The 14,017-nt window shown below is 46.2% G+C and carries 11 protein-coding genes; 3 read left to right on the forward strand and 8 right to left on the reverse strand.

Features of this window, described 5'->3' with window-relative positions; translation table 11 throughout:
* Positions 1-212: 212 nt before the first annotated feature.
* Together INR79_RS26975 and INR79_RS26980 are read right to left on the reverse strand one after the other, a co-directional pair.
* A complete protein-coding gene (locus INR79_RS26975) occupies positions 213-1,136 on the reverse strand; it encodes an ornithine cyclodeaminase family protein (RefSeq protein ID WP_223097959.1) in 924 nt (307 codons plus the stop codon).
* A gap of 2 nt (positions 1,137-1,138) precedes the next feature.
* A complete protein-coding gene (locus INR79_RS26980; protein ID WP_262415435.1) occupies positions 1,139-2,266 on the reverse strand; it encodes an alanine racemase in 1,128 nt (375 codons plus the stop codon).
* 102 nt (positions 2,267-2,368) lie between these two features.
* Here INR79_RS26980 and INR79_RS26985 point away from each other — a divergent pair, with 102 nt between their 5' ends.
* A complete protein-coding gene (locus tag INR79_RS26985) occupies positions 2,369-3,292 on the forward strand; it encodes a LysR substrate-binding domain-containing protein (protein ID WP_223097961.1) in 924 nt (307 codons plus the stop codon).
* A gap of 41 nt (positions 3,293-3,333) precedes the next feature.
* Here INR79_RS26985 and kdgR read toward each other — a convergent pair whose 3' ends face one another.
* The 4 genes from kdgR to INR79_RS27005 form a co-directional block, all read right to left on the reverse strand.
* Positions 3,334-4,122: a DNA-binding transcriptional regulator KdgR gene (gene kdgR, locus INR79_RS26990; protein ID WP_004400687.1), complete on the reverse strand. Its 789-nt coding sequence runs from the start codon at positions 4,120-4,122 to the stop codon at positions 3,334-3,336.
* A gap of 565 nt (positions 4,123-4,687) precedes the next feature.
* Complete coding sequence (locus INR79_RS26995; RefSeq protein WP_004400686.1) at positions 4,688-6,388, reverse strand: dipeptide ABC transporter ATP-binding protein; 1,701 nt, start codon at positions 6,386-6,388, stop codon at positions 4,688-4,690.
* Entirely contained in the window at positions 6,388-7,551 is a 1,164-nt protein-coding gene (locus INR79_RS27000; protein ID WP_022597957.1) for an ABC transporter permease, read from the reverse strand. Before INR79_RS27000 ends, INR79_RS26995 begins: the two co-directional genes overlap by 1 nt.
* A 2-nt stretch (positions 7,552-7,553) precedes the next feature.
* Complete coding sequence (locus INR79_RS27005; protein ID WP_004408021.1) at positions 7,554-8,561, reverse strand: ABC transporter permease; 1,008 nt, start codon at positions 8,559-8,561, stop codon at positions 7,554-7,556.
* A 382-nt stretch (positions 8,562-8,943) separates the two neighbouring features.
* Here INR79_RS27005 and INR79_RS27010 point away from each other — a divergent pair, with 382 nt between their 5' ends.
* Positions 8,944-10,158, forward strand: a complete 1,215-nt coding sequence (locus INR79_RS27010) for an aspartyl protease family protein (RefSeq protein WP_223097962.1) — start codon at positions 8,944-8,946, stop codon at positions 10,156-10,158.
* Positions 10,159-10,264: 106 nt separating this feature from the next.
* On the opposite strand, the gene glpK is transcribed toward INR79_RS27010, so the two are convergent.
* Entirely contained in the window at positions 10,265-11,755 is a 1,491-nt protein-coding gene (glpK, locus tag INR79_RS27015; RefSeq protein WP_022592683.1) for a glycerol kinase GlpK, read from the reverse strand.
* Positions 11,756-12,059: 304 nt separating this feature from the next.
* On the opposite strand from glpK, the gene glpD reads away from it, so the two are divergent.
* Positions 12,060-13,622 (forward strand): glycerol-3-phosphate dehydrogenase, encoded by a 1,563-nt coding sequence (gene glpD, locus INR79_RS27020; RefSeq protein WP_223097963.1) that lies wholly within the window; start codon positions 12,060-12,062, stop codon positions 13,620-13,622.
* Between the two features lie 42 nt (positions 13,623-13,664).
* Here the strand turns inward: glpD and INR79_RS27025 are convergent, their stop codons facing one another.
* Positions 13,665-13,976 carry a hypothetical protein gene (locus INR79_RS27025; RefSeq protein WP_223097964.1) on the reverse strand — a complete coding sequence of 104 codons (312 nt, stop codon included), beginning with the start codon at positions 13,974-13,976 and terminating at the stop codon, positions 13,665-13,667.
* Between the last annotated feature and the right edge of the window lie 41 nt (positions 13,977-14,017).

Here is a 14,017-nt window from a genome sequence, read left to right on the forward strand (position 1 = left end):
TTGAATTATAAAGAAAACCACCAATCTGGGTTATCAACCCTATATAGCCCGGATTTACGTGTTTTTCTTAACCGTTTTAGAATATCGCGTATTGAGGCATTAGATAATAGGTAAAAACTGAATTCTCTTTTAAGTAATACGAATATTAGTTAAGTATTAACTTAAATATTAGCTTCATTAACAAAATACAAACGTTTGCTTTTTTATCTCCTTCACTTGTTTTCTGTATTTGAAGCCTGAAGTAATCTGGTTGCAATATATAAATCTTGTAACGCGATTCCAGAGCTATCAAATAGTGTTATTTGTTCGCTATTTTTCCTACCGTCTTTGAAATGGTTTAGAACGTCGCCGATCTCCGAAATGTCTTTCTTTTTCGGCGCATGTTGAAATTCTCCAATCACTCTGGACTGTTTCTCATAATCACAGAACAAATCAGCGCTTTGATACAGCTCGGTAGGTAACTCTTGCTTACCTATTTTATCTGCTCCCATCGCCGAAATATGCGTACCCGCACGAACCCAGTCTGCTTCAAACAAAGGCGCTTGTGAGGTCGTTGCCGTAACAACGATGTCTGAGCTTTGACATCCTGCTTTGGGGGTTGAATGGCATGCATCAATACCCTGTTTACGTAGCTTGGCTATCAACGCTTCCGACTTCTCTTTGCTTCTTCCAACCACCATGACTTGCTTGATGTTTCTTATTTCATTTATCGCACAGACTTCATAAAACGCCTGATGACCTGTACCAAACACAGTGAGTGTTTCTGCATCTGATCTTGCCAGAACATCTGTCGCCACCGCATTTGCCGCCGCTGTTCTATAAGCATTGACTTCACTCGCTTCCACCGTCGCCATCAAAAGACCGTTTTTCGGATCCAGCAGAAATATGACCGTACTATGACAAGGTATCCCCTGTTCCACGTTCCCAGGCCAGTAGCTGCCCGTTTTCCACCCACAGACATCAGAAGTCGACGCAGATTTAAGAGAGAACATCGTCCCTTCCTCTGCACCTTCCGCATTCACAACAGGGAAAAGTTGGGCATCTCCATTAACTGATTTAAACGCCGCCTTGATCGCCTCGTATGCCAGCGAGTGACTGATCAACTTCCTTGTTTCTTGTTCACTTAAATGAATCATCTTTACCAACCCTTAATTCTGTTCCAGATTTCGATATTCCCCGTCTCATCAAAGACTTGATATTCCAGATGCATCGCTGCTGTTGCACAGGCATGATTGGGCAAGATTCGCAGTTGAGTCCCGATGGGAAAAGCATCCAAAGAGGCATCCGATAGCTGAATAATGCCGTGCTCCTGATTCAAAAGCGTCACCTGCATATCAGGTATCAGGTTCCCATTGTGATCCGTCACTAAACCGAAGCAGTCAGCGTTCAAACCCGGATCGGATGAGAGCGCCATCCAGCCAGCATCGGTAATGAGCCAGCCTTTTTCCTCGTTGTGACCAATCACAGTCGTTACCACAGATAAAGCAATATCCTGCCACTGGCAGACGCCGACATGCTTCATGACCAGATCGAAGAAGCAATACACTCCAGCCCGAACTTCCGTGATGCCCGTATAATCCTCGCCGTAGAATGCAGTTGGCGTTGAACCAACACTGACAATCGGGCAATTCATTCCATGAGATTTGAGGCGATCAACCGCCAAATTCGCGCATTCGATCTCGTTCTTTGCCGCGTTTTTAAGTTCTTTTGGGGATTGGCAGAAGTAAGATTCTCCCGCATGCGCCAGTACGCCCTGAAACACGGCATAACTGGATGTAATTGTGTTCGCAATGGCAATCAACAGAGAGGAGTCGGCTTTGATTCCGCCGCGGTGACCATCACAATCCAATTCAATCAACACAGGAATTGGGCATCGACTTTCGCTAGCAAAGGACGCCAAAAACTCGGCCTGTTCGATGGTGTCGACAATCACAGAGATATTCGCCTGATACCGTTCCATCAGATCTTTTATCCGGGGCAGTTTTTCTTCTGACACGCCAACGGCATAAAGAAAGTTCTTATAACCCACCTTCGCCAGAGCTTCGGCTTCCGCCAGAGTAGAAACGGTGGCGGGTGAATCAAAGTCGGCAAGGAGATAAGGTGCGGCTTCAATAGAGCGAACGGTTTTCAAATGAGGTCTCAAAGCAACGCCAGAGCTTTCAAGGCGACGTTTCAATCTATCTACATTGCTAAGAAATTTAGGTTTATCCAGCCTCAGATAAGGCGTGATTGGAGGGCTGAGCCTGGTACTTGTATTGTTTTTCATTTTGACTTCCATATTCGAAACTCAGGTAATTTTTGTAGTATGGAAGAAAGTTATTTAGACTAAAATTTACATTATTTAAGACATTAATTAGGTTTAAACCAAATGATCACCACAGAGGATTTAAGATTCATACAGGTGGTTGCCAGCCATCGGACTTTATCCGATGTCGCGAGATCTCTGAACATTACCCCCCCTTCCGTCACACTCAGGCTGCAGAACATAGAGAAGAAGCTCTCTATTACTATTATTCAGCGCCCATCCAGAACCGTGTCGTTGACAGAGGAGGGGCAACTGTTGCTCGATAAAGGCGCATCCATTCTTCATCATCTTGATGAGTTACAGGAGCTGCTGGATGAAAACAAAACAGAGGTAAGTGGAAAACTGCGTGTTCTTGCACCATTGGGCTTCGGCAATGACTATGTGACTCCGCTGCTGGCAGAATACAAAACTATGCACCCCAAGCTCGAAGTCGAATTAGAACTTTCCGACAACCCTACCTGGTCTCACCATCACAAATGGGACATCATCATATTTATTGGCAAGCTGCCGAATTCGACACTTCGAATGGTTACTCTGGCTAAAAATCAGCGATTCTTATGTGCTTCACCCGAATACCTGAAAACCAAAGGCTCCCCTGAAGCTCCTAAGGACCTGCGAAGCCATCAGTGCATTGCTCTGAGAGAAAATAACGAAGATGTTACGTTGTGGACGTTTACCAACCCTGAAAATGGCAAAGAAGAAACCGTAAGAATTGATCCCGCAATGGCGAGTAACGAGGGACGAGTCGTCAAAGACTGGGGGATAGCTGGAATGGGGATCATCATGAGATCGGAATGGGATGTCCAGCCACAGCTCAATAGTGGTCAACTAGAACGAGTGCTGCCAAACTACCAACTGCCAAATGCAGATATCATAGCCTTGCTCAGCACTCACCGTTCAGAACGATCTGGCCGAACGTCCGGTTTTCTCGCGCTACTCAAAGAGCGCTTGTCTTGCGCTCCCTGGAAGAACAAAAGCGGAGGGTAGACCTCCGCTCTAGCTAACCTTTCATCCCGATTTCAGGTTATTTACTTTCCGTGTGGGTAAGCTTTGCAACCCAGTTTGAGAGAAATTCGCTCGGCTGCCGCATGAAGCTCGGCAATGTATTCCACTTTTTTCTCTTCCGTAAAACGAATCGTTGGCAGTGACACACTCATGCCAGCAATTACCTGATTGAATCGGTCATAAACGGGAACAGCAAGACAGCGAAGCCCAACTTCCTGTTCTTCGTTATCTTCACCAAATCCCTGCTCTTTTACCTGAGGAAGTTCCGCAAGAAGTGATTCCACATCTTCGTGGGTGTTTTCCGTTGATTTAGTGAATTCAACAAAAGAAAGAATGTTGCGCGTTTCTTCTTCGTCTCGCTCAGCTAGCAGCACCTTACCAATCGCGGTCGTGTGTAGCGGATTGCGGCGACCAATTCGAGACTGCATACGAAGATTGTATTTAGAGTCGATCTTATGGATGTAGATGATGCCATCACCATCCAGCGCACCTAAGTGCAGGGCTTCATTGGTCAGGTCAGAAATACGGCGCATTTCAATGTCTGCCAAGTCAACCAGGTCAACATACTCTAGGGCACTAGCACCAAGTTCAAACAATTTCAGCGTCAGGGAGTAGTTCTCACTTTCCCCTTCCTGAGAAACGTAACCCAGTGTCTTCATTGTTTGTAGGAAGCGGTAAACTGTGCTCTTCGACATCATAAGCCGTTGAGCTAATTCACTGATACCAATGTCCTTTTGCGTACTCAGTGCCTGTAAAATCCCAAATGTCTTTAGAACCGAAGATACCGATTCAGGTTGTTTTGTTGTTGTCATTATTACTCCACGTATAGCTTGGTTATGGGTGGAATACTTCAGCGTCCCCTGCCAAAGTCATCGGGTTGTCTTCTGATTTCAAGAATTCAACATAAATGAAAAATTACCACTATCCCAAATGTAACTAATTCAATTTAAAATAATGTTCTATAAAAAAAAAGAGTCATAAACTTTTTTTTTTGAACTCTGACTTGGTAGGTGTTCAATTTTTTTTAATAAGATAATGAATTATCAGGATTATAACGCCTAAATGCATCAATTTTAATGTGCGATAAACTGTCTATCAATATGATTTAAACCTCTTTTATCAGCTCAATCATTTTATTCTATGTTCGTATTTATCTTATAAATTTATAAACTAAACCCAATTAATTCATTATTAAATTAATTTTAAAAATGCGTAATTATGCATAAAGAAAACGATTTCCAATCTTATATCTGCAGCTTATCGTCGCATATTCATGCATATCTATACCCAGCGAAATCTTAAATTTAAGCCGATTTTTTACCGTGAATGAAACAGAAAACCTCCAAACATGGAGGCTTTCTTGTACCAAAATAAAGGTTATGCAACGTGCTCACTTTCTATGGAATCTGGAAGCTCGGCCACAGGAACGGCCGCGATCAGTTCCCGCGTATAAGGTTGAGTCGGGTTATGAATGACCTCTTCCACACTCCCCTGCTCCACAATTCGCCCTTGCTGTAACACAATTACGCGGTCACAAAAGTACTTAACGGTTGCAATATCGTGAGTAATCAGAATGAAGGCCGTGCCATAGGTGTTCTGGAATTCAATCAGCAGATCCAGTACCTGAGATCGCAGCGATACATCCAGTGCCGCCGTCGCTTCATCGGCAATCACCACTTTTGGCAAGGTCACTAGTGCACGTGCAATCACGATACGCTGTCGCTGACCACCGGAAAACGCATGCGGATAACGGCTGGAAAACTCAGGTGGTAAGCCCACCCACTTCATCATATTCCTGACGCGCTCTTCGCGTTGTTTTGCATTCATTTCGGAGCGAAGTAGCTTGAGCGGCTCTTCAATAATATCGAATACCGTCATGCGTGGATTTAATGACGACCAAGGGTCCTGGAAAATCAGACGCAAATCCGCAAACAGTGGATCGCGTTTAATACGTTTGTAATCTGATAGCTCCAGCTCAATACCATTTTCTTTATCTACATATTGAATAGAACCCGATGTGGCAGGTGCCATTCCCAGAATGGCGCGTCCCAAAGTACTTTTACCTGAACCAGACTCACCGACAATGCCCAGAGATTCACCGGGATGAAGCACCAGATTGGCATCATCTACCGCGGTCATGATCTGTTTCTTCTGGAACATCTTCGCTGGCTTTTCAAATTCTTTGGTTACGCTGATCACGTCAAGAATTGGCTGGTCGTTTTTCCCTTCAATAAGCTGGAACGGCTTTTTCACCTTAGACGGCTTTTCCAACGCTCGCGTGGCATGCATCAGTTTAACGGTATAAGGATGCTGAGGGTTTTCGAAGATCTGTCGCACATCGCCACATTCCACCAACACGCCCTTTTCCATTACCGCGACGCGATCCGAGATCTGGGCAACCACACCTAAGTCGTGAGTGATGAACAGAATCGCCATTCCGATCTCTTTTTGCAGTTGATCGAACAACTCCAGTATTTCTGCCTGGGTGGTTACATCCAGCGCCGTGGTTGGTTCATCGGCAATCAGAATGTCTGGGCGGGTGGCGATCGCCATGGCAATCACGACACGCTGTCGCTGACCGCCTGACAATTCAAACGAGTACTTATTGATTAAGCTTTCCGGCTCCGGCATCTGTACCTGAGCCAGCAGTTCAACGGCTCGATCGTGCGCCGCTTTTTTTGAGATATCCGGATCAACCAGACAAAGGACTTCTTTGATCTGGTCGCCAACCGTATGCACCGGGCTGAGTGCCGCCATCGGTTCCTGTGATACCAGAGAGAAGTTAAAACAGCGCAGCGAGCGCATTTCTTTGCTTCGCGGGTCTATCTGAGTAATGTCGATTACCTGACCAGAATCTGTCGTCAGCAGAATCTCGCCCGAATCGATTCGACCGGGGCGGTCAAGAAGCTGCATGATGGCACTGGAAGTTACAGACTTACCAGAGCCTGATTCACCAATCACTGACAAGGTTTCGCCTTTGTACAGGTCAAACGAAACGCCTTTTACCGCGTGGAAATGCTCCGTACTGGTTGGGAAGCTCACATTGAGGTCTTTTACTTGTAGGATTTTCTCAGACATTATTTCGCTCCCTGATCATGGTATGGGTCACACGCATCTCGCAGACCGTCGCCAACAAAGTTCATCGCCAAAATGACCACCACTACTGCTGCGGCCGGAATAAGAAGCCAGGATGCTTCAGCCAATGCGCGGATGTTCTGCGCTTCCTGAAGTAATACCCCCCAGCTAACCATTGGTGCCTGCAGACCAAGACCAAGGAAACTCAGCGCGGTTTCACCCAGAATCATGGCTGGGATTGCTAAGGTAACGACAGCAATGATGTGGCTAAGGAAGTTCGGCACCATGTAACGGCGAATGATTTCGAATGGGCTATTGCCATCTAACCAAGCTGCGGCGACGTACTCTTCACTACGAAGAGACATAAAGCGGCTTCGCACAACGCGCGCCATATCGGGCCAGGACACCAAACCCAGAATGATAGTGATAAGGAAATACTTGGTCAGAGAACTCCATTCTGAAGGCAGAGAAGCAGACAGCGCCATCCATAAGGGCAGTGTTGGAATGGACTTCATAAACTCGATACTGCGCTGGATAAAGTTATCAATCGCACCACCAAAGTAACCAGAAATACCACCAATCAAAATACCCAAAACAAAGGTTGTAAATACCCCCATCAAACCGACAGACAGGGAAATTCGCGCACCGTAGATCAGGCGAGACAGCATATCGCGTCCCATTCGGTCTGAACCCAGGATAAAGAAAGGCTGCCTTGGGTTTTCAGGCACAATGAACTTGTAAGTCATTGGAATAAAGCCCATCAGTTCATATTTTTCGGTTTTGCCAAAGAACTCGAAGTACACCTTCTTGCTTTCATCCAGAGTGTAATGGCGTTTCAGGGTTCGCATGTCGGTTTTACTCTTGTAAAACGCCAGATGCGGAGCCCAGCGCCAGCCATCATCCGTGCTTTCAAACAGGCTTACAGACTGCGGTGGTGCATAGGTGTATCGACGCCAGTTTTCGCTTGGGTCAAACGGTGCGAAAAACTCGGCAAACATAGCAACAAAGTAAATCACCGCAAGGAACCAGATGCTGTACCACGCAAGTTTGTGCTGACGCAGCTTGATCTTGATAAGTTGCCATTGCGTGGCTGTGCTGAGATCCAATGGCTGCTTTTTCTTGCGGCTAAGCAGCTTTCCAAACCAATTCATAGTAGACGTTGTCATGATTAAAACTCCTTCGACACGCCAACGCGTACGCGGGGATCAACCCAGTACAGCAGCAGGTCAGAAATCAGGGTACCGATAATTGTGAGGATGGACATGATGAGCAGGACGTCACCCGCAACGTACATGTCTTGAGCGCGCAATGCAGAAAGCATCAGTGGTCCCAGTGTAGGAATGTTCATCACCTGACTAACAATGATGTCAGCGCCTAACAGAGCCGGTAGCATCCAGCCAATGGTAGAAACAATAGGAAGGATTGCGATGCGAACTGGGTACTTCATGATAAGTTTGGCTTCTGTCTGCCCTTTAGCTCGCGCAGTTTTTACATAAGGTTTTTTCAGCTCATCCAATAGGTTGGCACGCATGATTCGGATGATGCCCGCCAAACCGGCGGTTCCGACCACTAAGATGTAGATCCAGCTTCGGGATGCGGCATCCATAAACTTCGCCCATGACATTGGCTGATCAAGGAACTCTTCGGAATACAGACCGGAAACCACGGTATCAAAGCTGTAATAACCAATCAGAAGCGCGATGATGGCAATCACGAAGTTAGGCGTTGCCATACCAATAAAGCCAAAGATAGTCGCCACGTAATCGCCAAACGAATACTGGCGCAGAGCGGAATACATGCCGATTGGAATAGCCACTAAGAACTGAAACAGGAACACCGCCAGTGCCAGACACACTGTTGGCCAGATTCGTGGCTCTATGGTGTCCCAGACTGGTTGGTTGTTGGTGAGAGAGATACCAAGATCACCAGTCATAAGACCAATCATCCAGTTGGCGTAACGTTCAAGGAGAGGTTTGTCCAACCCATACATTTCCCTGAGCGTGTAAATCATTTCGGGGTCAACGGTTTGCCCCATGGACTGGAGCTCTGCAATTTTAGACGAGGCGAAATCGCCGGGCGGCAAGTCGATCACCGCAAACACGACAATGGAAACAGCGAATATGGTGACGAGTATCGACACCAGCCGTTTACCAGCAAACAGAAGAAAGCTGTTCATATTGTTCCTTAACTTCGAAACCTGTTGTGGCTAGGGTCTGACGACCCTGCTTATTATTCTGTAACCCAACCATTAGGCGTTGAGCATAGAAAACGAGTCTATGTGCACGTTGAAAAGCGTCCTTTCCCCTGTGCAATTTTATTAGAACGCACTAAATAATATTTTTGAAACGCTTTTTCATATTTTTGCCAGTCACATCAGCAAAAATCTTGCGAAGCGTGATCAGCGCCAAATATTTCTATCAGTAACGAGGGATTCGAGGTGTGTTCTGTAAGAGGAAGGTCAAATATATTAGCAGTCTCGCTTTTACGACAAAATCTATCTAGCGAATGCTGTAAAACAAGTTGTGTACATTCCCGATACGGACCAATCAGGAACTACTATGAAAAAACTTACAATAATGTTCATCAGCGTCGTAATTTTGCTTGGCTGCACAAGCAATACTCAACAAAGTGGCTTGTCCGAAGTTCTGTTAACCAAGCCGTATACAGAAACTAAGAGCTTTCACTCTGTTATTCCTATTCTTACCATTGGAAACAAAACACACCTTTATGCCAGCATCAATGGCAAGCGCTACAGCTTTATTCTGGATACGGGTTCGCCAACCATTTTAACCAAACAGGTTGCCGACGAACTTGGTCTGGAAGTCATGGATACCAACAAGGGAAGAGATGCAAATGGCAACCTTGTCTCGATGGATATTTCTATTGCAGATTCCATTGAAATTGGTGATGTGGCGTTTAGAAACGTTCCGGTTTTCATCTTTGATCCGTCTGGTATTCCATCTGCGACATGTAATTTGGATGGTGGTGTCATCGGTTCAGAGATCATGCCGCTTGCTGCCTGGCAGCTCAACTTCAAAGACAGTGAAGTTGTAATCACCAGCGATGTACGAAAACTCGATTACACAAAGGGGGCAGCGCGCGCGATTTTGAAAAAATCCGGCTATCCCCATCACCCGATTCTGGAACACAGAATTAATGGCAAGTTTACCGACAACCTTATGTTCGACTCAGGTAATACTGAAGTCTTGCATCTTAACCAACTCGCCCTTAATCAAATGATCACCGATGGTGTGCTGTCCAACCCCAAAATTGAAGGGCACGGCTCCTTTGGAGGATCCGCTGGCGGACAGGCAGAATCCACCGTGTATTATCAAACTCCAATTGAGAGTATGGAGGTTGGAGGTCTTGAACTGAAAGACTTCCATGCCTGGACAAGAACTACCCCTCCTTCTCTGCTCGGTGCCAAGCTACTAGAGAACCACATAGTGACGCTCGATTACCCAAATCGAGATGCGTATTTCTATAAATTTCAGGAAAGGCGTAAAGAACGAACAAGTTGGGGATACAAAACAGCCATCAGTGAGCTAAATTCCCTGTATGTTAGCTTCTTGGAATCACCTTCTCTTGCTGAATCGGCAGGTCTTCAGCTGGGAGACCGGATTCTGAAAGTGAACTACCGCGATACCACCTATATTGATCCTGAAAAACATTGCGAAATCTTACGCTGGCTACCTAACGCACGTGACGGTGAAACACTGGAACTCAAGGTACTGCGTGGAAACGCTCATGAGATCATAAAAATGGAAAGGTAGGTTTGTTTGGGGTTGTTTAGAGTCTGTTGACCTAGAGCCCTGAAAACTATCCGATACTAAAGCACATACCCAAGTGATTGAAACGGCAATCACTTGGGTATTATTTTTACTGGGTCTGGGTTTGACGAATAGCTTTCTTCCAGCCTTTATAAAGTCTGGTTTGAGTTTCTCGATCCATTTGAGGAGAGAATACTTTGTCGATCTGACGTTTGCTGTCCAGCTCCTGTTTGTCTTTCCAGAACCCAACTGCCAGCCCCGCCAAGATCGCTGCGCCTAATGCAGTAGACTCGGTCACCGAAGGACGAATCACTTTGGTGTGAACAATGTCCGACTGGAACTGCATCAGAAAATCATTGGCTACAGCACCGCCATCAACACGAACCTGATTCAGTTTAATACCTGCGTCTTCTTCCATAGCTTCCAGCACGTCCCGGCTTTGATAAGCGACAGATTCCAGAGTGGCGCGAATAATGTGGTTGCGATTGGTTCCGCGCGTTAATCCAGTCAAGGTTCCTCTGGCGTGCGGGTCCCAGTAAGGTGCGCCTAAACCGACAAACGCTGGCACTAAATACACGCCATTCGCGTCTTCTACTTTTTCCGCAAAATACTGGGTATCGGACGCATCTCGGATCAAACCCAGTTCATCACGCAACCATTGAACGGTAGCTCCGCCCATAAATACGCTGCCTTCCAGCGCGTAGGCGATTTCATCCCCAATCTTGTACGCAATGGTGGTCAGCAACCCGTGTTTGGAATGAATGGCCTGATTCCCGGTGTTCATCAGAAGGAAACAACCCGTCCCGTACGTGTTCTTCACCATGCCTTTTGTGAAACACTGCTGACCAATCATCGCAGCCTGCTGATCCCCTGCGATGCCTGAAATTGGAATCTCAGATCCTCCGCCTATGCTGGCATAACCATACACTTCACTGCATGATTTGACTTCTGGCAGCATGCTGCGGGGAATGTTAAACAGCTCCAGCAGCTTTTCATCCCACTCCAGCGTATGGATATTAAACAGCATGGATCGAGACGCATTTGAAACATCAGTTACATGAGACTTACCATTGGTCAGCTTCCAGATAAGCCAGGTATCGACCGTTCCAAACAGCAAATCACCGTTTTCGGCTTTCTCTCTCGCGCCTTCAACATTGTCGAGAATCCATTGTATTTTGGAACCAGAGAAGTACGCATCAATGACCAGCCCAGTGGTTTTCTGAATGTATTCACCCCACCCCTCGGCTTTAATAGCATCACAAGTTTCAGCAGTTCGGCGGCACTGCCAGACAATGGCGTTATACACCGGATGACCTGTGTGTTTATCCCAGACAATGGTCGTTTCACGTTGGTTGGTAATACCAATTGCCGCTACCTGTTCGTTATCGATGTCCGACTGGGCGAGCACTTCGGTGAGAGAAGAACGCTGGGTTCCCCAAATTTCCATTGGATCGTGTTCCACCCATCCGGCTTTTGGATAAATCTGACTGAACTCGCGCTGGGTGGTACTCAGGATGTTGGCATCCTGATCGAAGATAATAGCGCGAGAACTGGTTGTTCCCTGATCTAAGGCAACGATGACTTTGTTGCGAACTTCCATGAGTGCTCCGTGTTCCTTTTTCATTACCATTCTTGAAAATTGATGTTCATTCTTCCATCAAATGTTCGTTTTCGCAATAAAACACTCAAAGGTTAATCGAGTGTAAATGAATAACTGTGAACTTGGTTAAACCTGACAAAAGTGTCACCCATACTTTATCCATATGACAATTCAAGGACAGTATTGATACTGTGACAAGCTCATAGACAATAAAATTTTGTTTATTTTTCACTCGACCCATCTATCAATATGTGTATATACTGCGCAATAACGAAAACAAACGAACATTTACGAAGGTAAAGATATGTCTACCCAAGCTGAATTCGATAAAACGGCTTCCGCTAATGAACACAATCCAAACAGAGAAGATTACGATGTTGTTGTCATCGGTGGTGGTATCAATGGCGTTGCTGTAGCAGCCGATGCGGCAGGTCGGGGGTTAAAAGTGGGGCTGTTCGAAATGTCCGATCTCGCTTCCGCCACTTCGTCGGCAAGCAGTAAGCTTATTCATGGCGGATTGCGCTATCTCGAACATTATGAGTTTCGTTTGGTGAGTGAAGCACTGGCAGAACGCGAAGTCTTATTGAAAAGCGCCCCCCATTTGGTTGCACCTTTACGTTTTCAGCTACCACACAGACCACACCTTCGCCCTGCATGGATGATTCGCACAGGATTGTTTCTTTATGATCACATAGGAAAGCGCGTTTCGCTTCCTGCCAGTCATGGAGTTAATTTTGGAGAATCCAGCCCGTTACTCCCTGAAATGAAAGCGGGCTTTGAGTATTCAGACTGCGCAGTGGATGATGCCCGCTTGGTGATTGCCAACGCTCAGTTAGCGAGCCAGTTAGGTGCAAACATTGAGACTCAGACTCGCTGCACTGGCGCATCTCGCAGCTCTTCTGGCTGGGAAATCGATATCGAAAACACACAGACTCATGTCGTCAAAACCGTATCTGCCAAGGCCTTGGTTAATGCCGCAGGTCCCTGGGTTGATCGATTCTTTGATCATCAACTTAGTCTGCCATCGCCACGTGGGATCCGACTGGTAAAAGGCAGCCATATTGTGGTGCCGCGAATGTACCCTGAAAATCACGCTTACATACTGCAAAACGAAGACAACCGGATTGTTTTTGTCATTCCGTATCAGGACAAATACTCGTGCATTGGTACTACGGATGTTGAGTATCAGGGTGATCCTTCTAAGGTCGAAATCAGTGATGACGAGGTGGATTACTTGTGTGACATCGTCAATCAGCACTTTGTCGAGAAAGTCTCTCCTGAAGATGTCATTAATACCTGGTCTGGTGTTCGTCCTTTGTGCGATGACGAATCTTCCGACGCACAAGCAGTAACGCGAGATTACACCATTGAACTGGACGACATGTTTGATGATGCCCCTCTGCTTTCAATTTTTGGTGGCAAATTAACAACGTACAGAAAACTGGGGCAAGCCGCAGTCAATAAACTGATTCCGTTCTTCCCTTCGATGAAAGCGCCGTGGACAAAAGAAGCAACGCTGCCCGGTGGAGACTTCATCAACAGAGAGCAGTTGGAGATTGCACTCAAAAATCGCTACCCATGGTTAGACGGTACGATCATCCGTCGCTGGGTAAGGTCTTACGGTACATTAAGCCATCGCATAGTGGAAAATCGTCGTTCAGTTCAGGACATGGGAATCGATTTCGGTTATGGATTGTATCAAGCCGAAGTGGACTACATGATTCAGCACGAATGGGCGGTCACAAGTGAAGATATTTTGTGGCGACGCTCCAAGTTAGGAATTGAATTCAGTTCGCTAGAAGTTGAAAAACTGGAGCAGTATTTAAACAGACACATCAGCGATTCAAACTTGCAGCATGCTGTCTGAGTCCACTCTATACCCAGTACCTAAACTGTCTGGGTATCAATGCTAGTGAGAAAAAGGGTCGGAACCGCTGTGCATTTCTCTTTCCGGAACCAGTTCTACGTATTCCACACAAGCCTGATTCGTCAGGCTTTTTGCCTGTTCTGAAGTGGCTTCTACGATAAGAACCTTATCGTGGAGGAGTTCATCGATCACCGTAATGCTTTCAGACGCCAAGCTTTGCTGCAGTTCGGCTTTACAGCTTTCCACAAACTTCACGTAGTGCTTCATGGTCGCCTCCGTTTCATGGGCAATTGCAATAGAACCCACAATGGCTGCTGACATCAATACGCCTATTACTCGCTTATTTTTTTTCATTCGAGATCCTATTAAGAGAAAGTGCCTCCGAAGAGGCACTC

Source organism: Vibrio sp. SCSIO 43132, from assembly GCF_019904195.1.
Classification (GTDB): domain Bacteria; phylum Pseudomonadota; class Gammaproteobacteria; order Enterobacterales; family Vibrionaceae; genus Vibrio; species Vibrio nigripulchritudo.